Origin of the sequence: Marinococcus halophilus, from assembly GCF_900166605.1 — a bacterium.
Classification (GTDB): Bacteria; Bacillota; Bacilli; order Bacillales; family Marinococcaceae; genus Marinococcus; species Marinococcus halophilus.
The window spans coordinates 1,021,229-1,047,769 of sequence record NZ_FVZD01000006.1; the positions used below are offsets into that span (position 1 = coordinate 1,021,229).

At 46.3% G+C, this 26,541-nt stretch carries 28 protein-coding genes and 1 tRNA gene; 22 read left to right on the top strand and 7 right to left on the bottom strand.

The features are described from left to right. The first annotated feature begins 82 nt into the window (after positions 1 to 82). Positions 83 to 1,462, top strand: a complete 1,380-nt coding sequence (xylE, locus tag B5066_RS11255) for a D-xylose transporter XylE (protein WP_079476011.1) — start codon at positions 83 to 85, stop codon at positions 1,460 to 1,462. 52 nt (positions 1,463 to 1,514) lie between these two features. Here the strand turns inward: xylE and B5066_RS11260 are convergent, their stop codons facing one another. Further along, positions 1,515 to 3,137, bottom strand: coding sequence for a glycoside hydrolase family 43 protein (locus B5066_RS11260; RefSeq protein WP_079476012.1), 1,623 nt, complete (start codon positions 3,135 to 3,137; stop codon positions 1,515 to 1,517). A gap of 248 nt (positions 3,138 to 3,385) precedes the next feature. Between B5066_RS11260 and B5066_RS11265 the strand changes: the two genes are divergently transcribed. The 10 genes from B5066_RS11265 (at position 3,386) to B5066_RS11310 (ending at position 14,630) form a co-directional block, all read left to right on the top strand. Continuing rightward, the gene (locus tag B5066_RS11265; protein WP_079476013.1) at positions 3,386 to 4,558 is read left to right on the top strand and encodes an ROK family transcriptional regulator; all 1,173 of its coding nucleotides are present in this window, start codon (positions 3,386 to 3,388) and stop codon (positions 4,556 to 4,558) included. Positions 4,559 to 4,618: 60 nt separating this feature from the next. Next, positions 4,619 to 5,176, top strand: a complete 558-nt coding sequence (locus B5066_RS11270) for a YesL family protein (protein ID WP_261763908.1) — start codon at positions 4,619 to 4,621, stop codon at positions 5,174 to 5,176. 64 nt (positions 5,177 to 5,240) lie between these two features. Next, entirely contained in the window at positions 5,241 to 6,554 is a 1,314-nt protein-coding gene (locus B5066_RS11275; RefSeq protein ID WP_079476015.1) for an extracellular solute-binding protein, read from the top strand. A gap of 91 nt (positions 6,555 to 6,645) precedes the next feature. Beyond that, entirely contained in the window at positions 6,646 to 7,524 is an 879-nt protein-coding gene (locus B5066_RS11280) for a carbohydrate ABC transporter permease (RefSeq protein ID WP_079476016.1), read from the top strand. Positions 7,525 to 7,543: 19 nt separating this feature from the next. Beyond that, positions 7,544 to 8,365, top strand: a complete 822-nt coding sequence (locus B5066_RS11285; protein ID WP_079476017.1) for a carbohydrate ABC transporter permease — start codon at positions 7,544 to 7,546, stop codon at positions 8,363 to 8,365. Between the two features lie 42 nt (positions 8,366 to 8,407). Next, the gene (gene xylA / locus B5066_RS11290; RefSeq protein WP_079476018.1) at positions 8,408 to 9,742 is read left to right on the top strand and encodes a xylose isomerase; all 1,335 of its coding nucleotides are present in this window, start codon (positions 8,408 to 8,410) and stop codon (positions 9,740 to 9,742) included. A gap of 16 nt (positions 9,743 to 9,758) precedes the next feature. Next, positions 9,759 to 11,243 carry a xylulokinase gene (gene xylB, locus B5066_RS11295; RefSeq protein ID WP_079476019.1) on the top strand — a complete coding sequence of 495 codons (1,485 nt, stop codon included), beginning with the start codon at positions 9,759 to 9,761 and terminating at the stop codon, positions 11,241 to 11,243. 185 nt (positions 11,244 to 11,428) lie between these two features. Next, positions 11,429 to 12,166, top strand: coding sequence for a ThuA domain-containing protein (locus B5066_RS11300; protein WP_079476020.1), 738 nt, complete (start codon positions 11,429 to 11,431; stop codon positions 12,164 to 12,166). After that, positions 12,166 to 13,221 (top strand): Gfo/Idh/MocA family protein, encoded by a 1,056-nt coding sequence (locus B5066_RS11305; RefSeq protein ID WP_079476021.1) that lies wholly within the window; start codon positions 12,166 to 12,168, stop codon positions 13,219 to 13,221. The genes B5066_RS11300 and B5066_RS11305 overlap by 1 nt, the downstream gene beginning before the upstream one ends. 143 nt (positions 13,222 to 13,364) lie before the next feature. Further along, positions 13,365 to 14,630, top strand: coding sequence for an L-lactate MFS transporter (locus B5066_RS11310; protein WP_079476022.1), 1,266 nt, complete (start codon positions 13,365 to 13,367; stop codon positions 14,628 to 14,630). A 50-nt stretch (positions 14,631 to 14,680) separates the two neighbouring features. Here the strand turns inward: B5066_RS11310 and B5066_RS11315 are convergent, their stop codons facing one another. After that, complete coding sequence (locus B5066_RS11315) at positions 14,681 to 15,598, bottom strand: aldo/keto reductase (RefSeq protein ID WP_079476023.1); 918 nt, start codon at positions 15,596 to 15,598, stop codon at positions 14,681 to 14,683. Positions 15,599 to 15,739: 141 nt separating this feature from the next. On the opposite strand from B5066_RS11315, the gene B5066_RS11320 reads away from it, so the two are divergent. The 4 genes from B5066_RS11320 (at position 15,740) to B5066_RS11335 (ending at position 17,147) form a co-directional block, all read left to right on the top strand. Beyond that, positions 15,740 to 15,967, top strand: a complete 228-nt coding sequence (locus B5066_RS11320; RefSeq protein WP_079476024.1) for a hypothetical protein — start codon at positions 15,740 to 15,742, stop codon at positions 15,965 to 15,967. A gap of 87 nt (positions 15,968 to 16,054) precedes the next feature. Further along, positions 16,055 to 16,276 (top strand): hypothetical protein, encoded by a 222-nt coding sequence (locus B5066_RS11325; RefSeq protein WP_143745428.1) that lies wholly within the window; start codon positions 16,055 to 16,057, stop codon positions 16,274 to 16,276. A gap of 137 nt (positions 16,277 to 16,413) precedes the next feature. Continuing rightward, the gene (locus B5066_RS11330; protein ID WP_079476026.1) at positions 16,414 to 16,812 is read left to right on the top strand and encodes a DUF3942 family protein; all 399 of its coding nucleotides are present in this window, start codon (positions 16,414 to 16,416) and stop codon (positions 16,810 to 16,812) included. A gap of 113 nt (positions 16,813 to 16,925) precedes the next feature. Then, positions 16,926 to 17,147, top strand: coding sequence for a hypothetical protein (locus tag B5066_RS11335; protein WP_079476027.1), 222 nt, complete (start codon positions 16,926 to 16,928; stop codon positions 17,145 to 17,147). Between the two features lie 38 nt (positions 17,148 to 17,185). Here B5066_RS11335 and B5066_RS11340 read toward each other — a convergent pair whose 3' ends face one another. Further along, positions 17,186 to 17,494 (bottom strand): hypothetical protein, encoded by a 309-nt coding sequence (locus B5066_RS11340; RefSeq protein ID WP_079476028.1) that lies wholly within the window; start codon positions 17,492 to 17,494, stop codon positions 17,186 to 17,188. Between the two features lie 240 nt (positions 17,495 to 17,734). After that, positions 17,735 to 17,810 (bottom strand) — tRNA-Val (locus B5066_RS11345). Positions 17,811 to 17,907: 97 nt separating this feature from the next. Between B5066_RS11345 and B5066_RS11350 the strand changes: the two genes are divergently transcribed. Continuing rightward, positions 17,908 to 18,381: a GNAT family N-acetyltransferase gene (locus B5066_RS11350; protein ID WP_079476029.1), complete on the top strand. Its 474-nt coding sequence runs from the start codon at positions 17,908 to 17,910 to the stop codon at positions 18,379 to 18,381. Between the two features lie 10 nt (positions 18,382 to 18,391). On the opposite strand, the gene B5066_RS11355 is transcribed toward B5066_RS11350, so the two are convergent. After that, entirely contained in the window at positions 18,392 to 18,655 is a 264-nt protein-coding gene (locus B5066_RS11355; protein ID WP_079476030.1) for a hypothetical protein, read from the bottom strand. 165 nt (positions 18,656 to 18,820) lie between these two features. On the opposite strand from B5066_RS11355, the gene B5066_RS11360 reads away from it, so the two are divergent. The 3 genes from B5066_RS11360 (at position 18,821) to B5066_RS11370 (ending at position 21,786) form a co-directional block, all read left to right on the top strand. After that, the gene (locus tag B5066_RS11360) at positions 18,821 to 19,933 is read left to right on the top strand and encodes a mechanosensitive ion channel family protein (protein ID WP_158219046.1); all 1,113 of its coding nucleotides are present in this window, start codon (positions 18,821 to 18,823) and stop codon (positions 19,931 to 19,933) included. 92 nt (positions 19,934 to 20,025) lie between these two features. Next, a complete protein-coding gene (locus B5066_RS11365; RefSeq protein WP_158219047.1) occupies positions 20,026 to 20,421 on the top strand; it encodes an HPr family phosphocarrier protein in 396 nt (131 codons plus the stop codon). Between the two features lie 186 nt (positions 20,422 to 20,607). Beyond that, entirely contained in the window at positions 20,608 to 21,786 is a 1,179-nt protein-coding gene (locus tag B5066_RS11370) for an MFS transporter (protein WP_079476033.1), read from the top strand. On the opposite strand, the gene rraA is transcribed toward B5066_RS11370, so the two are convergent. Continuing rightward, a complete protein-coding gene (gene rraA, locus B5066_RS11375) occupies positions 21,783 to 22,256 on the bottom strand; it encodes a ribonuclease E activity regulator RraA (RefSeq protein ID WP_079476034.1) in 474 nt (157 codons plus the stop codon). The genes B5066_RS11370 and rraA overlap by 4 nt on opposite strands. 149 nt (positions 22,257 to 22,405) lie before the next feature. Here rraA and dapD point away from each other — a divergent pair, with 149 nt between their 5' ends. The 3 genes from dapD (at position 22,406) to B5066_RS11390 (ending at position 25,545) form a co-directional block, all read left to right on the top strand. Beyond that, entirely contained in the window at positions 22,406 to 23,119 is a 714-nt protein-coding gene (dapD, locus tag B5066_RS11380; RefSeq protein WP_079476035.1) for a 2,3,4,5-tetrahydropyridine-2,6-dicarboxylate N-acetyltransferase, read from the top strand. Positions 23,120 to 23,215: 96 nt separating this feature from the next. Further along, positions 23,216 to 24,427: an aspartate aminotransferase family protein gene (locus B5066_RS11385; RefSeq protein WP_079476036.1), complete on the top strand. Its 1,212-nt coding sequence runs from the start codon at positions 23,216 to 23,218 to the stop codon at positions 24,425 to 24,427. Continuing rightward, positions 24,427 to 25,545, top strand: coding sequence for an N-acetyldiaminopimelate deacetylase (locus B5066_RS11390; RefSeq protein ID WP_079476037.1), 1,119 nt, complete (start codon positions 24,427 to 24,429; stop codon positions 25,543 to 25,545). Before B5066_RS11385 ends, B5066_RS11390 begins: the two co-directional genes overlap by 1 nt. 55 nt (positions 25,546 to 25,600) lie before the next feature. Here the strand turns inward: B5066_RS11390 and B5066_RS11395 are convergent, their stop codons facing one another. After that, entirely contained in the window at positions 25,601 to 26,431 is an 831-nt protein-coding gene (locus B5066_RS11395) for a mechanosensitive ion channel family protein (protein WP_079476038.1), read from the bottom strand. Between the last annotated feature and the right edge of the window lie 110 nt (positions 26,432 to 26,541).

Below are 26,541 nucleotides of genomic sequence, written 5' to 3' on the forward strand. Positions count from 1 at the left end.
TTGATTAAACAAACGAAGAATGTTAATCTTGTTTGTGATCGCTTACATAAAGGAGGGAAGAGTAGTAGAGCTACTCGCGCATATGAATTCTAAACGAACGTTGTATGTAGTATTAGTTACCATGGTAGCTACACTTGGCGGCTTGTTATTTGGTTATGATACGGCTGTGATTTCCGGTGCGGAGGGATCGCTGCAGACCTACTTTGCTGACAGTCTGAATCTGAGTCCTTTTATTCACGGCCTGACGGTTTCAAGTGCTCTTATCGGTTGTATCATCGGTGGGTTAATTTCAGGATTTTTTGCAAACCGGATAGGAAGAAAATTTACATTGATTATAGCAGCGGTGCTGTTTCTTCTTTCCGCATTGGGTTCAGCCTACCCGGAAGCATTATTTTTTGAAGCTGGCGACCCTTCTGTTGCTCTTTTGGTTGTATTTAATATTTACCGTATTATCGGAGGAATCGGAGTAGGACTGGCCTCGGCGGTCGCGCCTATGTACATTGGTGAGATGGCCCCGCCTGATATTAGGGGGAGGCTTGTGTCCCTTAACCAGTTTGCGATTATTTTCGGCCAGTTCGTTGTATACTTTGTTAACTGGGGGATCGCCCGAGGAGAAACAGCAGAGTGGGTGGACACTCTCGGCTGGAGATATATGTTTGCTTCAGAAGCTATACCAGCGGCTTTATTTTTATTATTTCTGTTAACTGTGCCTGAGACGCCGAGGTATCTGGTTTCCAAAAACCGGGATGACAAAGCAATGAAAATTTTATCAAGAATCTACGACCAGACGATGGCAAAGGCTACGTTTTATGAGATTAATCAATCGTTTGATAAAAGCAAAGAGAAATTGTTTGCCTACGGAAAGCTGATTATTATAATCGGTATTCTCTTGTCAATTTTCCAGCAATTCGTCGGCATTAATGTTGCGCTGTATTATGCACCGAGAATATTTGAAAGCATGGGAGCTGCAAGAGACGCTTCACTATTCCAGACGATCATTATGGGAGCTGTGAATTTAATATTTACAGTCATCGCTATTATGACGGTGGATAAATTCGGGCGGAAGCCACTGCTGATTATCGGGTCGATCGGAATGACCATAGGTATGTTCGGTGTTTCGGCTCTCGCTTTTACCGGCACGATTGGTATAGCAACGCTTGTATTTATTATCATCTATACAGCTTCCTTTATGATGTCGTGGGGACCGGTGGTATGGGTGCTTTTATCCGAAATATTTCCGAACAAAATTCGCGGTCAGGCTCTCGCTATTGCGGTGGCAGCCCAATGGGCCGCAAACTATTTTATTTCTTCCACATACCCGGCTATGATTGAGTTCAGCGGTGGATTAACGTATGGATTTTACGGTTTCATGAGCATATTGTCCGCCCTATTCGTATGGAAATTTGTACCTGAAACAAAGGGAAAAACGCTTGAAGAGATAGAAATGGGAATGAAAAAGTAAGCTTGTAAAAAAGAAGCCCGGCTGCGAGTAGTGCAGCCGGGCTTTCTGTACGTTATGCTTCGTTCTCTTCTTTAGGAAAGTAATGAAAATATTCGAAATCTGCAGGCTTGGAAGAAAAACTGTCCTGGCACTGCATACCGACAAAAGCGCCTGTGAAAAAGCCGTCGCCCTGTATATGGTCATCCGATAGTTTAGCGGAAGGAAAAGAAATATCCACCTTAATCCACGAGCTGCCGTCAAAGGAGTAGGAAAACCAATACTGGTCCATGCGCACAGACACTTTAAGGTAAATCGTTTCTATATCCTGACCAAGCTCAATGTCGCTGTTCCGAAGCGGCTTATCAAATTGAAAATGGTCATTAGTAAGAAGGGTTAAAACCCTTCCTTTATTTTCATCGTGGGTCACGTGAAAATAAACCCAGTTTTGCGTATTGTAATAGCAGACCATGCCTGCGGACTGCTGGAAATGATCCGGATCGAATTGAAGGGCGGTCTCAGCATCAAAATAAAAATGCTGCCACCTTCTGGCTACAAACGCCTGGGTGAATTTAGATGTTAGGGAATCTTTGCCATAGAGTCGTAAATAGCCTGGACGGTCTTTAAGCGATAAAGTATTTTCCCCTAAAGGAACCCGCAGGGTCTGGAAGCTTTTATCCAGGTCGCCGGTGTTAAAATGGCTGTATACAGGGGAAGGTGAATGCTGGGACTCCTTCGAAAGACCAGGGCCTTCTACGTACAGTGAAGGCTCGTTACCGCCGGTTATGTAAGGCCATTCCTTTTCCCAATGAACCTTTTGGATAGCGGTTTCTCTCCCGAGCGGGCAGAAGCCCCGTGGGTCCAATAAAGGCTTTTGTACTTCTTTTAGCGGTCTTCCGGTCAGATGTACAAAATACCATTCGCCGTTTTGTGTTTCTACAAGAGAGCCGTGTCCTGCTTTCTGCAAAGGATTTCTCGGGTAGGGCCAGGAAGTAATAAACGGATTTTCCGGGTGGACTTCGTAAGGGCCGAATAATGATTTGGATCGTGCTATGGTAGCTGCGTGGTCAAAGGTAGTGCCGCCTTCTGCAGTAAGTAGATAATACCACCCATTTATTTTATAAATATGAGGCCCCTCGGTCAGTTTGATATCTGTACCGGTGAAAATGATCTGGCGCTCACCAATCAGTGCTTCTGCTTCGGCGTCGTATTCCTGTAGCGCGATACCATAAAAGCGGTGATTGCCCGGACGGTAATCCCAGACCATATTCAGCAGATACTTTCTGCCGTCGTCGTCATGGTAGAGGGAAGGGTCAAACCCGGAGCTGTTCAAATACACAGGGTCGCTCCATTCACCGTCAATTGTATCGCAGGTGACTAGGTAATTATGGCCGTCCTTCCAGATACCGTCGATTTGTTTAATATCTGAATATATAAGCCAGAACTGGTTATCATGCCAGGAGAGCGCGGGGGCCCAGACGCCGCCTGAGTCTGGATTGCCTGCCATATTCAGCTGGGAGGTTCGTTCGAGAGGATGTTTGACGACTTCCCAGTTTTTTAAATCCTTTGAATGATGAATCTGCACCCCTGGGAACCATTCAAATGTGGAAGTAGCAATATAATAATTCTCTCCAGCCCTGCAAATACTCGGGTCAGGGTTAAAACCAGTTAAAATTGGATTGGTAATTTGATCATTCATGATAGTACCCTCCTATATTTGGTAACGCTTTCAAAAAAGATTGTATAAGCAATAAACTAAATATAACTTAATTCCTGATTCTGCTCAACTGTAAATTTGTTTTGAAGCAAAAATGTGAATGAAAACATAAATTATTGCATATAAATACTATCATCTTTGTTTAACCAAAAAACTATATGATGATCAAAAGAAAATGTATGCTATTATGTACGTAAACCGACCAAAATTGAGAAGTAGGAGAAGATAATATGCGCACGGGAGACCAAACCCTGGTAAAGCAAATAAATAAATCAATCGTGCTGACGACCGTTCAGCAGAAAAGCCCAATTTCAAGGGCGCAGATTTCAAAAGATACCGGTCTGAATAAAGCTACAGTTTCAAGTCTGGTGGCTGATTTGCTGGAGGGCAGACTTGTGGAGGAAATGGGGACTGGGCTTTCCAATGGGGGAAGAAAGCCGACCATGCTTTTTTTTAATAATAAAGCCGGCTATGCTATTGGTATTGACCTTGGAGTAAATTATGTCCTTGGTATACTGACAGACCTGCAGGGAGCGATCGTTGCCAAAATTAATGAGCCGCTGCTGTCTATTGATGAAGGAGCAGTATTTAATAAAGTGGAGGAAGTCATTGAAGATCTTACGGACCAGGCGCCAAAAAGTGCCTATGGCATAGTGGGAATCGGTGTTGGGGTCCCGGGGCTGATCGACAACGAAGGTACCATTTTATTCGCGCCGAACCTGGATTGGAAAAATGTTCATTTAAAACAGCATCTGGAAAGAAAATACGAATTGCCAGTATTTATTGAAAATGAAGCAAAAGCTGGTTCGCACGGCGAAAAGAGGTACGGGGCCGGGCAGGGCGTTTCGAACTTTATCTATGTAAGTATTGGCATAGGCGTTGGTGCAGGCATTTTTATTAATGACCAATTATATAAGGGCGGCAGCGGTATCTCCGGGGAAGTCGGACATTTCACTATTGAGCCAAATGGGAGAAAATGCCGGTGCGGTAATAAAGGCTGCTGGGAGCTATACAGCTCGGAAGGCGCTATGGTGGAAAAAACAGCACATCTCTTTTCAGGTCAGGAGGAAGTGACCATCGACTGTCTAATTGCAAAAGCAAAGGAAAGAAACCTGGAGGTGCTAAACGCTTTTGACCAGGTGGGGGAATATATTGGCATTGGATTGACGAATCTCATTAACATATTTAACCCGGAAAAAATCATTGTAGGAAACCGCTTTGCAGAATTGGAGCAGTGGCTTCGCAATCCTATTGAAAGAGTGTTTCAGCAGCGCCTTCATGAAGAATTTCGAGATTCGTTCACGTTGTCCTTCTCTGAAAACAGTATATATTCATGTGCCCTAGGCTCTGCGGCTTTTTCGATTGAAACATTTTTTTCGACCAGCAGAGTCACGGTGGTATAAGTATAGAAAGGGGGCTGTGCGAAATTGAACAGTAAAATTTATCAAGCGTTGACGTGGGTGATGAATTTCGCGTACGTTCAGGTGCTCTGGGTGTTTTTTACGCTGATGGGAGCTGTGGCTGCAGGCTTATTTCCGGCAACAAACGCTTTGTTTGCAGTAGTGCGCAAATGGGTGAGCGGAGAAACAGACCTTCCAATTTTCCCCTATTTTTGGAAGGTTTACAAACGGGAATTTGTTCAATCTAATAAGTTGGGGGCTGTAGTCCTTTTTTTATTCATACTTGTTGTTCTTGATATTCAGTTCATCGCAGCAAGTGACACATTGAACTGGCTTCACATCCCGTTATTTGTATATATTCTGTTTGTGTTTGTTTTTCTGTTATATCTTTTTCCTTCCTTTGCTCATTTTGACGATAAACTAAGAAATATTTTTAAGAATGCATTTTTTATTATGCTGACTCATCCTGTTCATTTATTCTTTTTAACGCTAAGTTTATTTCTTCTAGGAGTTGTTTTTTACATGGTGCCAGCACTGGGCTTTATATTTGGAATAAGCGCTACGGCATTTGTTGCCACAGTCGTCAATAAAAATATTTTTAAAAAAATCATAAAAACTTAGTTTGTTTACTGGACAAATTATGTAGAGGGTGTTACTTTAATATTATGAAAAGGGGGAGGAAATAATGAAAAAGATGAAAGCGGTTACGTTTTTGGCTGCAGGGTGTGCAACAGCGATGGTAATGACAGGCTGTAACTCGGAATCTTCAGGCTCTGGCGATGGCAGTGGGGACGGAGAACAAAAAACGATTGAATTTATGCACTTATGGCCGGAAGGAAGCTCTAAGGACCATTACGATATTGTAAACGAAATCATAGCTGATTACGAAGAGCAGAACCCGAATACTACGGTGGAACTCGAAGTGCTGAGTAATGAACAATACAAGGAAAAGCTTCAGGTAACTTCTACATCGGGTGAACTGCCGGATGTAGGTATGACCTGGCCGGGTGGTTTCCTCGAGCCTTACGTTGATGGGGAGATGTTTGCACCGCTTGATGATGTGCTTGATGAAGACGGCCTGCGTGATTCATACGTAGAAGGCACAACGGAAGCATATGAAGTGGATGGAAGTACTTACGGACTGCCGCTCGAACTGAACGTAGCCCAGGTTTTCTATAACAGTGCAATATTTGATGAATATAATTTAGAAGAGCCGGAAACATACGAAGAATTTGAAGAAATTGTAAATACGCTTAAGGAAAATGACGTGGCTCCAATTGCATTAGGTAACCAGGACAGATGGACCGGTTCACTTTGGTACATGTATATGGCAGACCGGCTTGGTGAAGATAACCTATTAAACCAGGCAATTAATGGAGAAGCATCCTTTACGGAAGAGCCACTGGTAAATGCGGCGGAAAAAACGCAGAACTTGGCTGCAAATGGTGCTTTCACCCAAGGGTTTAACGGTCTTTCCGATCAGGAAGCAAAAAGCATGTTTATGAGCGAACAGGCAGCGATGTACCTAATCGCTACATGGGATCTTCCAAACTACACCACGGATGAAACCGTCTCGCAGGATTTCCAGGATGCGGTTGACTACTTTGACTTCCCGACAGTGGAAGGTAAAGGCAACCAGAACAGCTATGTAGGCGGACCTGGCGTAGGGCTGTTTGTTTCTGAAGATTCTGATGTAAAAGAAGAATCGAAAGACTTTGTTAAGTACTTCTCTGAGGAGTGGGGCGAAAAATCCGTCAGCGATGCAGGCGTTATCCCGGCTACGAAAGTAAACACGGATAACGTGGATCTTCCGGATATGTATCTCGAAGTTCTGGACGATTTAAACAACGCTGACAACCTGACATTGTTTGCGGATGTACAGATGAGCCCGGATGTTGCCGAAACCCACCTGACAGCAATTCAGTCATTATTTGGTGAAGAAATTACGCCGGAAGAATTTGCTGAAATGCACGATGAAGCAATAGAAGAAGACCAGTAAAAAATGAATAAAGGGCATTCCTAAGGGCGTGCCCTTTATATCATTCATAAATGCATTCTGGACGTAAATGCAGAGCTTGGGGGCAAGTGAAATGAATAAAGTTATGTCGAACAAACTCATGATTACGCTTTACATATTCCCGGCTTTATTTCTCATTGCCGTACTTATTATAGTTCCGCTCATACTGACCGGCTATTACGGTCTCATGGACTGGAACGGTATTGGTTCAATGACCTTCATAGGTATGGAAAACTATATCAATGCCATTCAGGATGCGGCTTTCTGGGACAGTGCCTGGCACTCACTGCTGCTAGCTTTATTTTCAACGTTAAGTCTGGTGATTTACTTAGCGGTATCCATGATTCTCGCTTCCAAAATCAAAGGTGCGGACTTATTAAGAAAAATTTATTTAATCCCAATGCTTCTCTCTTCCGTGGCGATCGCCCAACTTTGGATTAAAGTTTACAATCCTGCAAACGGGATCCTCAATACGATCCTTCGTGGAATAGGTATCGAAAATCCACCGTCGTGGCTGGCAAATCCGGATGTCGTATTGTATGCCATATTTATACCGATTCTCTGGCAGTACGCAGGCTTTTATATTCTTATATACTACGCTGCACTAAAAAATATCCCGGAATCTTTAATTGAATCAGCAAAAATCGATGGAGCGAATCCATTGCAGATTGCCTACAAAATAAAACTCCCATTAATCATGGGCGTAGTAAAAGTAACCATCGTTCTGGCCATCGTCGGATCGCTAAAATATTTCGACCTGATCTATGTAATGACCGGCGGCGGTCCCAGTGGTTCGAGTGAAGTAATGGCATCGTATATGTATGATCTTGCTTTTAGTACGAATAACTTCGGTTATGGCAGTGCCATCGGCTTTTTACTGCTGATTATTACACTTATCGTTACTATCATTATCAGAAAACTAACTGCATCCAAGGAAGATATTCAGTACTAGTTGAAATGAGGTGAAGGTTATGGGTCGAATTGGATATATTTTATTGTACACATGTTTGGCACTGGTTGCGGCGTTTCAGATCTTTCCGCTGCTGTGGCTGGTATTGTTTTCCCTTAAGGATAACGCCCAGATCTTTTCAGGCTCCCCATTTGCGCTCCCGAGTGATCCGCAGTTTGGGAACTACCTGAACGTCTGGCAGGGCGGTATAGGGCTGTATTTTTTCAACAGCGTCTGGATTACGGGATTGGCGATTGTATTAACAGTACTTTTTGCCAGTATGGCGACATTTGCGATTACACGCATGAACTGGAAGCTGAATAAATTTGTGCTGGGACTGTTTATGGTCGGGTTGATGATTCCTATTCACTCTGCGCTGATTCCTTTGTTCAGCATGTTTCTCAGCGTGAATTTAATCGATAACCCGTTGTCAATCGTGCTCACATACACCACGTACAATTTACCGATTACGATTATGATTCTGCTTGGCTTCTATTATACGTTGCCGAGAGAAATTGAAGAAGCGGCAGTGATGGACGGCTCATCGATCAACCGATTGTTTTTCACGATCATTCTGCCGATGACAACACCGGTAATGGCAACAACAGTTATCATTAATATGATTTACAACTGGAATGAATTCGTATTTGTGAATACATTTATCAGCTCGGATGAGTACAAAACGCTTACTGTCGGAATCCAGAACTTTATCGGTCAGTATATGACGGATTGGGGTTCTATCGGAGCGACACTTGTGATCAGTATCATTCCGGTTCTTCTGGCTTTTCTTTTTTTCAGCAACAAAGTGGTGGAGGGTATTTCTTCAAGTGCTGTTAAAGGGTGAGCCCGTAGTAATGACTTTAACTAATAATTAGGAGGATGAATAATGACTGTATTTAACAACGTACCAACGATCAACTTTGAGGGAGCAGCTTCGGCTAATGACTTTTCTTTTAAGCACTATGACAAGGACGCGACCGTTATGGGAAAATCGATGGATGAATGGCTCCGTTTTTCAGTAGCCTACTGGCATACGCACACCTTTGGCGGGGAAGATCCATTCGGCGGACCGACGATGGAACGTTCCTATCAGAAATACAACGGCATGGATCTTGCGAAAGCACGGGTGGAGGCGAACTTTGAACTTTTGAATAAGCTGGGCATCACCCGGTTTGCGTTTCATGACATTGACATTGCCCCGGAAGGTAATTCTTTAAAAGAAACCTATCAAAATATTGATACGATCACTGCGATGCTGAAGGATAATATGAAAGAACACGGCATTGGTCTTCTGTGGAATACAGCGAATATGTTTATGGACCGCCGGTTTATGCACGGGGCAGCGACGACAAACAATGCGGACGTGTATGCCTATGCCGCAGCTAAAGTAAAAAAACAGCTTGAGGTGGCGAAAGAGCTGGGTGCGCAGAACTACGTGTTTTGGGGCGGCCGGGAAGGCTACGAGACTCTGCTTAATACTGATATGAAACGCGAAATGGATAACCTGGCACGCTTCTATCACATGGCGGTGGATTATGCGAAAGAGATAGGTTTTGAAGGGCAGATGCTTATTGAACCAAAACCGAGGGAACCAATGAAGCACCAGTACGACTTTGATGTTGCTACAGCCTACGCGTTCCTGCAAAAATATGATCTCGACAGTCATTTTAAAATGAACATTGAATCAAACCACGCCACGCTTGCCGGCCATACATTTGAACATGAACTCCGCTACGCGAGAGAAATGGGCATTCTTGGCTCTGTGGACGCAAACCAGGGCGATCTGCTGCTCGGATGGGACACTGACGAGTTCCCAACTGATATCTACGATGCGACACTTGCCATGTACGAAATTCTGAAAAACGACGGCCTCGGTACCGGCGGCTTAAACTTTGATGCCAAGGTGCGGCGCCCATCCCATAAGCCGGAAGACCTGTTTCACGCGCATATTGCGGGAATGGACACCTTCGCGTATGGATTAAAAGCAGCCTCCCAGCTGATCGAAGACCGTGTATTTGAAAACATCGTGGAGGAGCGCTACAGCAGCTTTGATAAAGGGGTGGGAAGTGACATTCTCGCCGGGAAAACAAGCTTTAAAGAACTCGAAGCTTACGCCCTTGAACTCCAGGAGCCGATCGAACATCAGTCGGGTAAACAGGAGCTTATTAAGGCAAAACTGAACCAATATATTTTAAACGCAAACAATACAGTTAAAGTTTAAGCAAAGAGGTGCTGGCATGACTTATGTAATCGGAGTCGATTTAGGAACGAGCGCAGTGAAATCGCTTCTCGTGAATAGAAGTGGCGAGGTGACAGCATCGGTATCAAAACCGCTGTCTGTCCAACAGCCGGCAGCAGGGCATTCCGAGCAGAACCCTGATGAATGGGTGGAGCAGACGGAAGCATCGATTCAGGCGCTGATGGAGAAGACAGGCATCAAAGCAGAAGAAGTAGAAAGCCTCAGTTTTTCCGGCCAGATGCACGGCCTCGTCCTTCTCGATGATGCCGGGCGTCCGCTGCGCCCGGCCATACTCTGGAACGATACAAGAACATCGGAGCAGTGCGAAATGATCCGCCGTATGATCGGGGAGAACGAGTTGATTGAGGCGACGCAGAACACCGTTCTCGAAGGCTTTACTCTCCCTAAAATGCTCTGGGTGCAGGAGCATGAGCCGGAGGTATGGAGCAGGGCAGCATCCTTCCTGTTGCCAAAGGACTATGTCCGGTACCGGCTGACGGGCAGCATGCAGATGGAGCTATCGGATGCAGCCGGCACGCTTCTGTTGGATGTGAAGCGGAAAACATGGAGCCACGCGATGCTCGAGGGCTTTAACCTTTCCTCCTCCTTCTGCCCACCGCTGATTGAGTCACACGAAAGCGCCGGCAGACTGACGAAGGAAGCAGCAGCCCGAACAGGACTGCATAACAGGGTAAATGTTATTGCAGGCGGCGCTGATAATGCCTGCGGTGCTTTAGGAAGCGGTATTACGGAACCCGGGGAAGGCCTTCTAAGCATTGGGACGTCCGGAGTGCTCCTGGTACCGGATCACGGGGAAGCAGTGCCAGATGGACGCCTGCATTATTTTAACCATGCTTCGGAAGATCAGTATTATTATATGGGCGTCACGCTTTCTGCCGGAAACAGCCTGCAGTGGGTGAAAGACAATCTGTTTTTTGACGAAACGATTGAAGAACTGGTCGAACGGGCCTCTCAGGTGCCGGCAGGAGCAGATCATTTATTGTTCGCCCCGTTTTTAACTGGAGAACGGACTCCGTATATGGATGCAGGCATCAGGGGCAGCTTTATCGGGCTTGACATCCGTCATACAAGAGGGCATATTGTCCGCGCGGTCATGGAAGGAATCACGTATTCGCTAAAGGAGTCTCATGATATTATTCTTCAGCAGGGGTTTCAGGTAAATTCCCTTGTGTCCATCGGCGGGGGAGCAAAAAGTTCCTTCTGGCTTCAGATGCAGGCCGATGCTTTTGGCTGCCCGGTGCGCAGACTGGCACATGAACAAGGGCCGGGGCTCGGGGCAGCAATGCTTGCAGCCTATGGCACAGGATGGTTTGCAACGCTCGAGGAATGCAAAAAGATATTTGTAAACGAAAGCGAAACATTTTATCCGGATCCGGATCAATCATTGATATATGAAAAAACGTTTCAGGCTTATAAAAAAATATATGCACAAACGTCGCCGTTTACTGTACAGAGACTGTAATGAACAGGCAAAAGTCTTTTCAGGCTTTTGCCTGTTTTATTAAAGAATAATTGAAGATTGCGATCCGAAACGTTTTGGATTACTATGGAGGGGAAGTAGGTGCCCAACTTATAATAGGCACAAATATTTTTAGTTGGTTTTGGAAACGCCTTCAGAAGATACTTAACTACCAAAGGAGGAACGATATGAATATTACAATCTGGAACGAAAACAGGCATGAACAGAAAAATCCCGCCGTCTCCGAAGTTTATCCGAAGGGGATCCACGGAGCATTGGCTGAATTTTTAACGGAAGAAGCGGGCGTTGTACGGACGGCTACACTCGACGAACCAGAGCATGGACTCACGGAGGAAGTGTTAAACGATACCGATGTGCTGCTCTGGTGGGGCCACATTGCCCATGACGAAGTCGAAGACGATATTGTCCGGCGTGTCCAAAAGCGTGTCCTAGATGGCATGGGGCTGATTGTGCTTCATTCCGGCCATTTGTCGAAAATATTCCGTACGCTGATGGGCACAGGCTGCGATTTAAAGTGGCGGGAAGCAGATGAACGTGAGCGTCTCTGGGTGGTGGAGCCTGGGCATCCGATAACCGCAGGAATTGGAGAGTATATCGAAATGCCGAAGGAGGAAATGTATGGTGAGCATTTTGACATTCCGGCACCGGATGAACTCGTGTTTATCAGCTGGTTCGAAGGCGGGGAGGTTTTCCGAAGCGGGGCAACGTTCACCCGGGGACGGGGGAAGATTTTTTATTTCCGTCCAGGTCACGAAACGTATCCCACCTATTACCATCAGGACATTCAAACAGTAATCAAAAACGCAGTTCAGTGGGCTGGGCCGAAAAATACCCCGGCGCCCGTTTATGGCAATGCCAAGCCGCTTGAAACCATTTCGAGTAAAGATGTGGAGGAAGAGAATTAATGGATATACTGCAGATAGGTATCATTGGTGCAGGGGGCATTGCCCAGGGCAGGCACATTCCTGCTTTCCAGCTGATCGAAGACGCGCACGTAGCTGCTGTTTTTGATACAGACTTCAAAAAAGCGGAGAGAGCTGCCGAAGCATTCAATATCCCGGCTGTGTGTGGGACAGTGGAAGAGCTGCTCAAACAGGTAGAAGCAGTAATTATCTGCACGCCGAACAAATTTCATGCAGAGCTTGCCGTACAGGCGCTCGATGCAGGAGTCCACGTGCTTTGTGAAAAACCGATGGCAATGACCACTGCCGAGTGCAGAGATATGATTGAAGCATCCGAACGTTCGGGGGCGGTATTAACGATTGGTTATCATTACCGTTATATGCAGGAATCCCGCACGGCGAGACAAATGGTGCAGGAGGGCGAAATTGGCGATCCGCTTGTCGTACGTCTGCAGGCGATGCGAAGGCGAAAGGTGCCTGGGTGGGGGGTTTTTACAAACAAAGACCTTCAGGGCGGCGGCAGCCTGATGGATTATGGGTGTCACCTGCTTGATCTTTCGCTATGGCTGCTGGATGACCCCCGGCCGGTTGAAGTCAGTGGAAGAACTTACGACCGTTTAAGTAAAACGCCCGGCCAGATTAACGAATGGGGAGCTATTGATGCTGAAAGCTTTACCGTAGAGGATCATGTGACCGGCTATATTACATTTGAAAATGGAATGACGCTGCTGCTCGAATCGTCCTGGGCTGCGAACATTAAAGAAGATAAAGAGGAGCTGAGCATTTCCGGGGTTGACGGCGGCCTCCAGGTCTTTCCGCTTGAGCTTTACCAGTCGAAATACGGCTCTATGATGAGTACAGAGCCTCACTTAACAAACCCGGAGCGCGAGGACGTGCTGCAGGCGAAAAATTTCACAGAAGCGTGCCTCGGGCTGGCGGAAATTGTTGTCAAGCCAGAGCAAGCCCTTCGTGTTACCCGGATTATTGAAGCTGTTTATGAAAGCAGCAGAACTGGAAAAAGCGTACGTCTGGACAATGTGTATGCCGACGAAGTATAAGCATCCGAAGGGGTGCTTTTTTTATTTACTTTAAAACTGTTCTTAATAAAAAATTTTTATAATTTTTTAAGTATTGACCGTTTGAATGCAAACACAAAGGGAATGGAAGGATTGTATTACTACAGAAGGGGGACTTACTAATTATGGAAGCAGATCGAAATCGTTGGTTGATGGCGTTATCAGCCGTAGCGATTCATTTGTCGATCGGTTCGGTATATGCGTACAGTGTCTACCAAAATCCGCTGAATGAATCACTTGGCTGGAACATTTCCGACGTAACACTCGCATTTACAATTGCAATTTTCTTCTTGGGGATGTCGGCCGCTTCACTAGGGTTTTTTGTGGAAAAATACGGGCCGAGGATCTCAGCTGCTATTGCAGCCGTGCTGTTTGGCGCCGGAACGATGGGGGCCGGACTTGCGGTCCAGCTTGAAAGTTTGCCATTATTTATTGGTTCTTATGGTGTTCTTGGCGGCATTGGTCTTGGTATCGGGTACATATCCCCGGTTTCTACGCTCGTTATGTGGTTTCCGGACCGCAGAGGGATGGCTACCGGCATGGCAGTTATGGGATTTGGCGCGGGGGCGCTGATTACAAGTCCCGTAGCAGAATGGCTGATGAACGCTGTGTCAATCCCGGGAGCGTTCTACATTCTGGGCGCTTCGTACTTCGTTCTTATGCTTGCGGGGGCAAGCTACATGAAGAAGCCGCCGAAGGACTGGATGCCTAAGGGCTACAAGAAGGAAGATTTGCAAACGAACCAAAAAGGCGGAGACCTGGCACAGCTTTCAGCGAAACAGGCTCTTCGGACGATGCGTTTTTACCTGCTCTGGCTCGTAATGTTTATTAACATTTCTTCAGGCATTATGCTCCTTGCGGTGGCGTCAAATATGACCCAGTCCATTACCGGCACCAGCGCTGCAGTAGCCGCTACCGTCGTCGGCGTGATGGGATTTTTCAATGGAGGTGGACGGATTGTCTGGGCATCGCTCTCGGACTATTTAGGTAGAACGAATACGTTCACGTTATTTTTTCTTATTCAGATTGTTGCCTTTTTCCTCCTTCCGTTAACGACTAACGTGGTGTTGCTTGCGATTCTTTTGTTTATTATTATTACCTGCTATGGCGGAGGCTTTGCCTGTCTGCCAGCGTATATCGGCGACTTATTCGGTACGAGACAGCTCGGAGCTATCCACGGTTTTCTTTTAACGGCCTGGGCGCTTGCCGGGGTTGCGGGGCCGACTGCCGTTTCAAGCATCGTATCGGCTACAGGAAGCTACACACTCTCATTCTATCTGTTTAACATTCTTCTGGTGGTTGCTTTAGCCGCTATGATTGTCATGAGATTTAATATTAAAAAGATTAGAAAAAATAAAGAAAATGAAAGCACAGAAGCGGCAAAAGCTTAAAATAAAGACCCCCTTTTCTCTTTCATAAAGAGAAAAGGGGGTCTTTAGTGTTACGGAAGCTCGTTGCCGGCTGATTGATACAGGTCATACCACTCTTCACGCGTCAAATTAATCTCAGACGCCTCGATAATACCGGAGAGCCGTTCAGGGTTCATCGTGCCTACAATTGTTTGAATGCGGGCCGGGTGCCGGAGGATCCATGCGGCTGCCACTGCTGATTCTGTAATACGGTAACGGCCGGCCAGCTCGCTTAGTTTTTTGTTTAGTTCCGGAAACTTGTCATTTCCGACAAACACGCCTTCCATCATGCCATACTGGAACGGGGACCACGCCTGGACAGTCATATTGTTCAGCTGGCTGTATTCAAGCAGCCCGCCTTCCCGCATCACGGCCGCCTCATTTTTCATATTTACATTCAATCCCTGGTCGATCATAAGAGAGTGCATCAGACCGAACTGCAGCTGATTGGCTATTAAATCCTGTTTTACATGCTGCTTTAAGAGTTCGATCTGCATTGGATGCTGGTTGCTGACACCAAAATGCCGAACCTTGCCGGAAGTGTAAAGGCTGTCAAATGCTTCAGCTACTTCTTTGGGCTCCATGAGTGCGTCGGGACGGTGAAGAAGAAGGACATCCAGATAATCCGTTTGAAGCCGCTGCAGGCTTTCATCAACTGTTTTTAAAATGTGGGATTTGGAAAAATCGAAGGAGTTCCCGCGAATACCTGCCTTAGACTGAAGAATCACTTTCTCGCGCAGGTCATCATTCATCCCCGCTGCTTTGGCGAAAATTTCTTCGGAATCCCCGCCACCGTAGATGTCGGCGTGGTCAAAAAAGTTCACCCCGGCATCAAGAGCGGTTCGGAAAACTTTTTCAGCACCGCTTACGGAAAGTTCATTCATTCGCATACATCCGAGCGCTATGTTGGATACGTGGAGAGAACTGCTGCCTAACTGTATTTGATTCATCTGGGCACCTCTTTTTTTCAGGATAAGACTAGTGTAACATGATGGATGTGTGTCAGTCATGATAGCGCTGTCAAAAATCTGGAAAGTGACTTTTGAACATAAATATGGTAATTTGTAGAAAAACGTTAAAGGGTGTCAGACATGAAACGAAAAACGATAAACAGTTATTTTATTCTATTCTGGCTTATCATCGGTATATGGAATATCGGCCTTGGGGTTATCGTCACTCTCGTGCTGCAAAGCTATATATGGGCGCTCATTCATATCCTGGCCGGAGTCCTCTGTTTAATCGTAATGGAAGCTGTGCGCCGTGGAAAATTACAGCTTAAACAGGAAAAAGAAAAACATCTGCATGAGAGCGATCAGTAGTTTGATTCCCCTGGAATCAAAAATGTAATAATTTGATGATTACCCTGGAGACTTTACGGAAATAGACTATTAATGATAAACAAAGGGGTGAACATTATATTACAGACCAGAGGGGCAAAAACAATTAAAAGTATTATCCAGGACAATGAAAAGCCGCTTACTAATAAAGATGTCGCCGCCATATTAAAAGATAAAAACAGCATTGACAGCTCTTTTGCTTTAAAAACTATTGATTCGATGGTGGGTAATGGGCAGTTAATGCTTATCCGATATGTTGACGCCGGGGTGTATGTAGTAGAGGTGAAATAATTTATGTTAACTGTTTTATGAACAGTTAACATTATCTCTTTTTTAATAGAATATCTGTACATAATTTTCCTGTTACGAAAACAGGAGCCTTGTAACCTGAAGAATAGAGAATTACTTTAGAGAAGAGGGTGATGGCAATGAGTTTCGAAGATGAGTTCGTAGCTAAAGCAAAAGAATATTTAGAAGAAGATAAAGATGCAAACATTATGAACGAAGTAAACTGGGAAATTGCCAAATACTTTAATAATTTGAACAAAGAAATTGGTGAAGTGAAAAACGATTCGTTCAGCAGCTACGGTTCTAAGCACCGCAGCTATATGACCATTGATAACCGTGAAGTGATTTTTGAAACGATTACAGAGGACGGCAATTATTACATTCAGGTTACGCAGGGGACAGACGACAGCAGCAATGAGCTGGATGTTATATATGTGCAGGAAGGTAGAATGTACAGCAGGGAAGAAGATAAAGAATTTGATATGGATATCGTCCGGAATCATCTTAAGAATACATTCGGTGACATACTCGGACTTTAGAAAAAGCGCCCGACGCGGCGCTTTTTTATTTAGGAAAATTATTAACTAATTCTGAAAGAAATAAGTTCTGATTTTTCCTTAATGGGTATATTGTCATTAAGGGGGTATACGCCATGGGGGTTGTTTATATCGAGCGGCATATTCGCCAGGTGCAGGTAATTATTTGTAGTGAAGGACACATGCTGCATTGCCTTGTATGGCCGGGGGAAGGGGGATGGGTAGCTGATATACACTCCATGCAGAACAGCGGTTTTCATCCGACGTTTGAGCGGGTCTATTTTCCCGAGAATGAAGAGATCATACAGCTCGGAAGACATATATACGTTCTGCGGTAAAAAGGCAGAAGCGTGAAGCTTTCTGCCTTTGAGCTGCGCTAAAGAGTATTTGGGTCCGTGTAACCGATAGGCCCCCGGGATTCGGAATGCTCCACTACGGTGAGAATAAACCGCATGGGGATAAAGACGGTCCGGCTGCCGCCAGAGCCTCTCCCGGCTTTTTCTTGATAAAAATAAACGCCAGCTTCTTCAATACCGCAGTTATCGGCTGATACTACAGCTTTAACGTAGCTTGAATGCTCCTCGAACGTCCCTTCGCTTTGGAATCCATTTAAGTCAAAAAGTGGAATGGCAGAAGGCTCAAAGTAAACCTCAATGAAATTCGAGCTGTCTACTGATGAACTCATGGATAACCCTCCTTTCAGTAGTTATTTACCATAATATACCCTGAAAAGAATTAATAAAAGTAGAGAATGCTAAAGGGTTGAAGGATGAATATACATCAACATACAGTTTTTTATTGCTGTAGGGAATATGGGTTAGGAGAGGAGATACGAGAAAATGCAGCTTAAAATTAAGAAGGGGGCTCCCCAATAACAATAAAAAAGCAGAAGCCTGCGGCTCCTGCTGAGGTTTATTATATATGATGGTGTCCCGTACTGGGCTCGAACCAGTGACCTCCACCCTGTCAAGGTGGCGCTCTCCCTACTGAGCTAACGGAACAATTAGTATAGAACGAAGCGACAGAAATAATATACAATAGGAAAAGAGCAATGTCAATCCTTCCTCAGTTAAATTATACATGGAAAGCAGGGTTTCAATGAAGAACATTCGACTTCTTCCGTACAATGAAGCTTACCGGCCCTCGCTGGAATCCTATTATTTGCCGGAAGCACAGGCGCAGTATACACGCCTGCCGCTGCAGGCAGTTACACAGCTGGGACCGGCGGAGACCGGAATTTTAATTGTCCACAACACATACCCGGTAGGATTTTTCCAGCTGGAAACTGAAAACAGGTTTCCTAACTACTCAGCCAACAGCCGGGCGGGTTTATTAAAAAAATTCTCAATTCGTGTGGAAGAACAGGGGAAAGGGTACGCCGGAGATGCCCTTTGCAGTCTGCCTGCCTTTGCCGGCAAATGGTTCCCGGAATTGAACGAAATTGTCCTCGGAGTCAATATCCGAAATGAATCTGCCCAATATGTCTATGTAAAAGCGGGGTTCAAAGATACAGGCCGGCGTTTGATGGGACCAATGGGCGTACAGTATATCTATTCACTTCCATTAAAATGAAAAAAGTAAATTATTTTCCTTTTTGCTGTTTTTCTCTCCGCTGCTGAAGGAATAGAAATAAGCAGAAGGCAAGCATGCCCAAGCTGAGATTGGAAAGAATAAAGCCGAGCGGTCCTTGATTAAAAATACCAAGAGACAGTGCCCCGAAAAAAGTGATGTATGTAATTCCGAGAAGCGGCAGGCTGCGGTCGGTAACTTTCTGCATTAACCGCGCAAATTGGTACACAAGCGTATTTACAGCGAATCCAATTAGCAGTAAAATAAGTAAATTCATGCGACTATCTGAACCTTTCTTTGTGTTGATGTCTTTTTCCGGTTTATATGCTACCATACCTTGGGTTTAAAAGATATCTGCATCACACGAACAGAGACAGCCGGCAGAAAGCTGGTAATGACGGCACCGAGATAGAGAGAATGGGATAAAGGTGGAGGGATGTTCATGCAGGCATATGCAGATTTTTGGATGGAATGGCAGACACGTATTGTGGAGCTGCCCTGGATTGATATAGGAGTAGCTGTTCTTATTGCGCTTCTCGTGTTTGCTTTTCGGAAACTATTTACGACATACATTTTTCGTTTTATTTTAAGGATGACCCATCAATCAAGATCGCAGCTGTTCACTAATATTTTAGTGTCATTTGAACGCCCGATTCGTATGTTTTTCGCCGTAGTCGGTATATACTTAGCGCTGTTGTACCTGCCAATACCGTGGGATTCGATGACGATTATCAATCGCCTGTACGGCTCTATTTTAATTGTGCTCGTAGCCTGGGGGACATACAAGCTGCTGAATACGTCTTCGATGCTTTTCAATCCAATGATTAAACGGCTCGAAGGCAAAGAAGATAATATGCTGGTGCCATTTCTATCACGGGTGATCCGGATTATTATCGTAGCGCTCGCGTTCACCATTATTCTTTCCTCCTGGGGCTTTAATATTAACGGGTTTGTTGCCGGGCTCGGCCTTGGTGGACTCGCCTTCGCTCTAGCTGCCCAGGACATGGTGGCAAACTTCATCGGCGGCATTATCATTGTGGTGGAGCGTCCGTTTAAACGTGGAGACTGGATCTATACCCCGACGGTAGAGGGGATTGTAGAAGACATTTCATTCCGGAGTACGAAGGTACGTACATTTGCTGACTCGATTGTTATTGTGCCAAACAACACGCTTGCGCACGAGGCGATTACGAACTGGAGTGAAATGCGCAAGCGCGAAATTAATATGACGCTTGGCATTGAATACCAGACCCCGCGGGAGCAGGTGCTGCAGCTGCGGGAACGCCTCGAGGAGATGCTGAACAGCCGTGATGACATTGATAAAGAACTGATTCTTGTACAATTTAAAGAATTTAACAGCTCCTCGCTCGACCTGTGGGTTTACTGCTTTACCAAAACGACCGCGTTCCTGGAGTGGGCGGAAATCAAAGAAGAGTTGAATCTTGAAATTATTCGTATCCTTCAGGAGGAAGGCGTTCAATTTGCCTATCCAACGCAGTCTATTTATATTGAAAAAACCCCTGAAGAAAATTATCACATGTCCGACAATAATTAAGCTGGATACATGGTTGGCAAATAGAACGTACATGTTATAATAATAATGTTTGTCAGAAGGAATTTGTACGTAAAAAGGAGCCGATGCATTCGATGGAACGAGTGGAAACATTCGTATTAACCAGAGGGCTGAATGCCAGTCAAGTATTGTCATTTGTGCATGAATTGGAAACATTTAAAGCAGATGTATTTTTCGAAAAACGAAGAACTTCCGCCAATGGAAAAAGCGTACTCGGCATGATGTCTTTGTTTACAAGCATTAGACTTGGGGATAAAGTGGAGCTCAAGGTTTACGGAGAAGAAAAAGATGCGGTTGCCGCGGTGGCAGCCGGATATCTCGGAGAAGCAGCGGAGTACGAGAATAATAATGGCTATTGGGAAGACGAAGCAGCAGAGCATGTAGAACGTGCGATGGCTGGCTGCATGACTCATTGGAATCCTAATGTGCGAAATATCGCGCGTTCGTATCTTAAAACGACACGCAGTTAATAGGAAGACCCGGTGCCGGAAGAAGGCGGCCGGGTCTTCAGCTGTATTAGAAGCCGCTTGCTAATCCCCTGGACAATAAAAGCGTATAACAGGCCAAATAGGGTAAAGTAGAAAAGGAATAATTTCCATGTACTGGTTGTATGATACAAGCAGTAATATCGAATGTGACGAAAGGAGGAAGGCATTATGATTGACCGGCATACCGGAACATTTTGGCGGGCATCCATTGCTCTTGGGCTTGCCTCTCTGCTCATCTTTGCCAATATGTATTATCCGCAGCCGCTGCTTCCATTATTTACAGGAGAATTCAACGTTAGCGAAGCAACAGCAAGCTTTGTGGTTTCACTGTCGCTGCTGATGCTTGGGATAAGCTTCTTTTTTATCAGTGCAATATCTGATGCTAAGGGAAGAAGGAAAATCATCGTGTATGCAATGATCTGGGGAACGATAGCAACGCTTCTTATTCCGTTTGCGGGGTCGTTTTGGCTGCTTTTGCTGTTGCGGATGATACAGGCAGTCGGGCTGGCCGGCATTCCTATTGCGGCGATGTCCTATATCGGGGAGGAATTTACCCCGAGGGCCATGACAGTAGCGATGGGCTTTTATGTGAGCGCGAACAGTCTTGGCGGCATGGGGGGAAGAGTAATGAGCGGCGTGCTTGCTGATTGGTTCGACTGGCGGACAGCTTATTTTTTTATGGCTGGGGCAAGTGTGCTGCTCGCCGTGCTCGTCATTCTGCTGCTTCCTGCTTCGAAAAATTTCAAACCGAAGCCGCTGGAGTGGAGCGATACATGGAAAAACGCCCTGTTTCATCTTAGAGATCCGGTCCAACGGCTGGCTTATATTATCGGCGGACTGAATTTTTTCGTGTTTATTGGCACATTTAACTTTATCACGTACCGGTTGGACGGAGATCCTTTTTTCGTTAGTACAGCGGTCCTTGGACTGTTGTTTCTAACATACGGGGCAGGCACGTTCAGTTCAAGTCTTGCCGGAGAGTTGACGCAGCGCTTTAAACAGACGGACTGTATGCAGACCGGCATTCTAATTATGGCCGGCGGTCTGCTGCTGTCGCTTGTACCGCAGCTTTGGGTGGTTATTGCATCGCTTGCTGTACTGAGTTTTGGTTTTTTCTTTGCTCATTCCACGTCGAGCTCCTGGGTGACAAAAAACGCCAAAAAAGCCCGGGCGAGTGCCTCGGGACTTTATTTGACGTCTTATTATCTGGGCGGAAGCCTGAGCAGTATTTATTTTGGACTACTATGGCCCGCAGCCGGCTGGATAGGTGTCATTGCCGGCGGTCTGCTCCTGTTAATAGTCACACTTACAAGCGTGCGTCGTCTGATGCCAGCGGAAGCAGGCTAGCTTTTGGCAGGAAGAAGCACAATGCCGTCGCTGTCGGCATAGACGTAGTCTCCGGGCGTCCAGGTGACGTCGGCAAAGTCGACTGGAATAGAACGCTCGCCGCGTCCTTCCTTGACGGACTTTCGCGGGTTGGTAAAGCGGGAGAACACACGGACATCCATTTCGCGCAGCTCGTCACTGTCGCGGATGGCGCCGTTCACGATAATGCCTGCGAGCCCGCGATTGACAGCGATTTCTGCCAGGTTGTCCCCGAGCAGGGCGCGCCGGGAGGAACCGCCTCCGTCAACGACAAGAATGCTGCCGGCTGGAATATCGCCAAGCGCCTGTTCGACAAGTACGTTATCTTCAAATACCCGTACAGTTTCTATTGGTCCTTCAAAGGAACGTGCCGGTCCGTGTGATAAAAACGGCTCGTTGGCGACAAAAACCTCGTTTCCATATTCATCACAGATATCAGCTGTTCTACCCATATGTATGCCTCCTTTTATTAATTTCATTGTAAGGCTTTCCCAAACGAAAGAAAATAGCAGGAGAACAGAAAAAAGATGGAACTATCATTTTGCTTTCAAAGGGCGATATGATAATCTAGGAAAGAGAAATTTGAAGGAGGATGTAAAACATGAATCAAATGGACGCAAATGAAATTATTCAGTTTATTTCAGATAGTAAAAAATCCACCCCGGTTAAAGTACATATTACCGGTGAATTGGACGCTATCGGATTTGGAAATGAAACGAAGCGGTTTATTACAGGCAACACCGGCGTATTGTTCGGTGAATGGGAAGATATTAAAGAAGGCATCGAAGCGAATGCAGACAAAATTGAAGATTTTGTTGTAGAAAATGACCGCAGAAACAGCGCAATCCCGATGCTTGATTTGAAAGACATCGAAGCACGCATTGAGCCGGGTGCGATCATCCGCGACCAGGTGGAAATCGGTAAAGGCGCGGTTATCATGATGGGCGCAAGCATCAATATCGGTTCAGTTGTTGGAGAAGGCACAATGATTGATATGAACGTTGTCATGGGCGGCCGTGCCACCGTGGGTAACAACTGCCATATCGGTGCAGGGTCCGTTCTTGCCGGGGTCATCGAGCCGCCATCCGCGCAGCCGGTCGTTGTCGAAGACGGTGTAGTGGTTGGTGCCAACTGCGTCATCCTTGAAGGAGTTACTGTCGGAGAAGGTGCAGTCGTAGCGGCCGGTGCCGTAGTAACAGAAGACGTGCCGGCAAACACGGTTGTTGCCGGTACTCCTGCACGTGTCATCAAAGAAATTGATGATCAGACAAAAGGAAAAACAGAAATTAAACAGGAACTGCGCCGCTTAAAATAACAATGCAACAATGTAATGTAACGGTGAAAGGCTGCCTTTTGGGACGGGTTCCAAAAGGGGCCTTTCTTTTTCATTTATGCGAAAGGGGCAAACAGCATGAACTGGCTTGAAAAAGACCAGCACTATATAATGTCTACGTACCAGCGTCTTCCGATTGTCGTAGAAAAAGGAGAAGGCAACTATTTATACGACAGCGAACAAAACAAATATCTCGACCTATTTACCGGCCTGGCCGTTAATATTGTCGGCCACTCCCATCCCTATCTGCTCAAAAAGCTGAAGGAGCAGGCAGACCAGTTTCTGCATATTTCCAATATGTTTATTAACAAACCGGCGGTGCGCCTGGCGGAACGGCTGATTGAGCTCAGTATTCCGGGAAAAGTGTTTTTTGCAAACTCCGGGGCGGAAGCTACTGAAGCAGCGGTCAAGCTTGTTCATAAGTGGGGGAGCAGCCAGGAAACGCCCAAAAAAGGCATTGCCGTTCTGGAAAAAAGCTTTCATGGCCGGACGCTGGGTGTTATCCAGCTGACACGCCAACCCGGGATTTATCAGGATTTCCCGGCGGCGGATTATCCCGTGTATGAAGTAGAGGCAGAAAACCTGGAAGCGCTCGAAGAAGTGCTCAGGACGAAGCAGCCGGCAGCGTTTTTATTCGAACCAATTTTAGGATCAGGCGGCATTCAGCCGGTTTCTCCTTCTTTTATGGAGAAAGCAAAAGCCCTTTGTGAAAAATACAATGTGCTGTTTATCGTGGATGAAATACAGACCGGCATCGGCCGTACTGGCACATTTTTCGCTTATGAACGGGCAGATATTACGCCGGACGTCATTTTGTTTGCTAAAGGCATCGGCGGCGGCCTTCCACTTGGGGGCCTGATTGCTGGAGAGCACGTGCAGGAAGTTTTCCACCCCGGCGATCACGGGACGACCTTTGGGCCTTCACCGCTCAGCGCCGCGATGGGCAATGCCGTACTCGACGTCCTGTATGATCAAAAAGAATTGGAACAAGGGCGTGAACGGGCTGAATATTTATGGCAGCGCCTGGAAGACTGGAAGAAGGAAAGCGAAGGGTTTGTGCAGGAAATCCGGGGCCTCGGCATGATGATTGGAGTGGTGCTGGATGCTGACGCAGTTTTTGTAAAAGCTCTGCAGGAAAAGCTGCTCGCGAAAGGGTTCATGTTTAATATTACCCAGCAGCGGATTATCCGCCTTCTGCCGCCTTTAACCCTCGAGCACGCTGAAGTGGACGCCTTCATTGAAACTCTCGCTGAAGAAATGAATGCCTTAAAAGAAAGGAGTCTGCAGTAATGACCACCCTCGATTTAACCAGGGTACGCCGTGACCTGCACCGCATTCCGGAGCCGGGATTTAAAGAATTTAAAACGCAGCAGTACCTGCTCGAAGCGATTCGTACTCTGCCGCAGGAGCACCTTACGTATAAAACCTGGCAGACTGGGATCCTCGTCCGTATCGAAGGCTCAAATCCGGAAAAAACCGTCGGCTACCGTACAGATATGGACGGTCTTCCGGTGACAGAACAATCGGGTCTGGATTTTCCGTCCGAGCATGAAGGAATGATGCACGCCTGCGGGCACGACATGCATATGACCATCGCGCTCGGGATATTACAAAACCTTACGGAGCACCAGCCAGTCCAAAACGTGGTGATACTGTTTCAGCCGGCAGAGGAAGGGCCCGGTGGTGCAGAACCGATGCTCAGGTCAGAGGAATTTAAGGCATGGAAGCCGGATGAAATTTATGCGCTCCATATTGCCCCGGAGCACCCGGTGGGCACGGTTGCGACGAAGCCGGGGGTGCTGTTTGCTAACACTTCGGAATTATTTATTGACATCCGCGGCAAAGGCGGCCATGCGGCACGTCCCCATCAGACAGAGGACATGGTGGTGGCGGCAAGTCACTTTGTGACACAGCTTCAGTCGATCGTAGCCAGAAATATTGATCCGCTTGATTCGGCCGTCGTCACGGTCGGGACCATTGAAGCAGGCACCAAGCAGAACATTATTGCGGAATCCGCCCGGGTGGAAGGGACGATCCGGACATTTTCGATGGATAACATGAAGCTGATTAAAGAACGAATCAGCGGCATGCTGAAAGGAATCGAAGCCTCCTTCCATTGTGAAACAGGGGTGGATTGGGGAGCGAATTACTGCCAGGTGTATAATGATGAAATAAAAACAGCCGAACTGACGGCGGCTGCAGAGAGCCATGGCCAGGTAAATTCTGTAGAAAGCCGGGAAGCAATGACCGGAGAGGACTTTGGCTACTTCCTCGAGGAGATTCCAGGCACGATGGTGTGGCTCGGAGTAGACACACCGTACGGCCTGCATGACAACCGGATCAGCCCTTCCGAAAAAGCGATGGACACAGCGGTACAGTTTTTCACTGATTTTTTACACAGCCGGTAATCTCTTTACAAAAAAAGACGGCGGAGGCTCTGAGCCCCGCCGTCTTTTTCTTGTGCTATGCTTCTTTGCTGACGTTCACCTGGTGAGGATACGGAATTTCGATATTATGGGCGTCGAGTTCTTCTTTGCACGCTTTCAATAACTCCCGCTGCATGGCCCACTGCATCATATTCTCTGTTTTAGCGATAATTCGGATGGTTACTTCGGAAGAGCCAAGGGCGTTTACTCCCACAACATCAGGACCTTCTTTAAAAGCCCCCTGTTCTTCTGCGACGCGGTTGCAGGCTCCCTGGATAACAGCGATTGCTTTATCTACATTTTCTTCATAAGCAATGCCAATATCAACAATTGCCTGCATGTTACCTCGTGAATAGTTGCTGACAACGCTGATCTCCCGGTTCGGAACAAAGTGAAGCGTGCCATCGAAACTGCGAACCTGAGTTGTGCGCAGGCCGACTTCTTCGACGATCCCATCTATACCTGCGATAGCGATGTAATCCTCGACGTCAATCTGCTTTTCGAGTAAAATAAAAAAGCCGGTAACTACGTCGCTCACAAGGCCCTGGGCCCCGAAGCCGATCGCAAGGCCAACGATCCCGGCACTTGCGATCAGCGGAGCAATATCAAGATCAAACAGCCCTAAAGTAATAGTGATTACTATAAACAATAAAATGTAAGTAAAGATGCTGATAGCGAGCCTTGAAAGGGTCTTGACCCTGCCCGGATGCATATTCCGCTGCTTTTCCATGCGGTTAAAGGCGCGGTGAATAATTTTGCTCCCGATGGCCCGTACGATAATATAGCCGATAAGCACACCGACTAACTGCACAATTAAAATAATGGCAGCTGCCCAGAAAACTCCGTCATTAAATGATTCCATATTCATGTCCTACCACTCCTCCGCCTGTAGTTTCCATTTTAACCCGATTAGTATAACATAACTGGTCCAGCCAAAAAATATGCAATAGTAATGAATTAAACTGCCATAAAACGAGG

Coding starts and splice junctions, on each gene's coding strand:
- dapD (WP_079476035.1), top strand. CDS start 22,406: ATGAATCAAATGGACGCAAATGAAATTATTCAGTTTATTTCAGATAGT.
- B5066_RS11320 (WP_079476024.1), top strand. CDS start 15,740: ATGAAACGAAAAACGATAAACAGTTATTTTATTCTATTCTGGCTTATC.
- xylA (WP_079476018.1), top strand. CDS start 8,408: ATGACTGTATTTAACAACGTACCAACGATCAACTTTGAGGGAGCAGCT.
- B5066_RS11310 (WP_079476022.1), top strand. CDS start 13,365: ATGGAAGCAGATCGAAATCGTTGGTTGATGGCGTTATCAGCCGTAGCG.
- B5066_RS11275 (WP_079476015.1), top strand. CDS start 5,241: ATGAAAAAGATGAAAGCGGTTACGTTTTTGGCTGCAGGGTGTGCAACA.
- B5066_RS11360 (WP_158219046.1), top strand. CDS start 18,821: ATGCAGGCATATGCAGATTTTTGGATGGAATGGCAGACACGTATTGTG.
- B5066_RS11300 (WP_079476020.1), top strand. CDS start 11,429: ATGAATATTACAATCTGGAACGAAAACAGGCATGAACAGAAAAATCCC.
- B5066_RS11280 (WP_079476016.1), top strand. CDS start 6,646: ATGAATAAAGTTATGTCGAACAAACTCATGATTACGCTTTACATATTC.
- B5066_RS11390 (WP_079476037.1), top strand. CDS start 24,427: ATGACCACCCTCGATTTAACCAGGGTACGCCGTGACCTGCACCGCATT.
- B5066_RS11370 (WP_079476033.1), top strand. CDS start 20,608: ATGATTGACCGGCATACCGGAACATTTTGGCGGGCATCCATTGCTCTT.
- xylE (WP_079476011.1), top strand. CDS start 83: ATGAATTCTAAACGAACGTTGTATGTAGTATTAGTTACCATGGTAGCT.
- B5066_RS11270 (WP_261763908.1), top strand. CDS start 4,619: ATGAATTTCGCGTACGTTCAGGTGCTCTGGGTGTTTTTTACGCTGATG.
- B5066_RS11330 (WP_079476026.1), top strand. CDS start 16,414: ATGAGTTTCGAAGATGAGTTCGTAGCTAAAGCAAAAGAATATTTAGAA.
- rraA (WP_079476034.1), bottom strand. CDS start 22,256: ATGGGTAGAACAGCTGATATCTGTGATGAATATGGAAACGAGGTTTTT.
- B5066_RS11315 (WP_079476023.1), bottom strand. CDS start 15,598: ATGAATCAAATACAGTTAGGCAGCAGTTCTCTCCACGTATCCAACATA.
- B5066_RS11285 (WP_079476017.1), top strand. CDS start 7,544: ATGGGTCGAATTGGATATATTTTATTGTACACATGTTTGGCACTGGTT.
- B5066_RS11305 (WP_079476021.1), top strand. CDS start 12,166: ATGGATATACTGCAGATAGGTATCATTGGTGCAGGGGGCATTGCCCAG.
- B5066_RS11335 (WP_079476027.1), top strand. CDS start 16,926: ATGGGGGTTGTTTATATCGAGCGGCATATTCGCCAGGTGCAGGTAATT.
- B5066_RS11355 (WP_079476030.1), bottom strand. CDS start 18,655: ATGAATTTACTTATTTTACTGCTAATTGGATTCGCTGTAAATACGCTT.
- B5066_RS11350 (WP_079476029.1), top strand. CDS start 17,908: ATGAAGAACATTCGACTTCTTCCGTACAATGAAGCTTACCGGCCCTCG.
- B5066_RS11365 (WP_158219047.1), top strand. CDS start 20,026: ATGGAACGAGTGGAAACATTCGTATTAACCAGAGGGCTGAATGCCAGT.
- B5066_RS11340 (WP_079476028.1), bottom strand. CDS start 17,494: ATGAGTTCATCAGTAGACAGCTCGAATTTCATTGAGGTTTACTTTGAG.
- B5066_RS11385 (WP_079476036.1), top strand. CDS start 23,216: ATGAACTGGCTTGAAAAAGACCAGCACTATATAATGTCTACGTACCAG.
- B5066_RS11395 (WP_079476038.1), bottom strand. CDS start 26,431: ATGAATATGGAATCATTTAATGACGGAGTTTTCTGGGCAGCTGCCATT.
- B5066_RS11265 (WP_079476013.1), top strand. CDS start 3,386: ATGCGCACGGGAGACCAAACCCTGGTAAAGCAAATAAATAAATCAATC.
- B5066_RS11260 (WP_079476012.1), bottom strand. CDS start 3,137: ATGAATGATCAAATTACCAATCCAATTTTAACTGGTTTTAACCCTGAC.
- xylB (WP_079476019.1), top strand. CDS start 9,759: ATGACTTATGTAATCGGAGTCGATTTAGGAACGAGCGCAGTGAAATCG.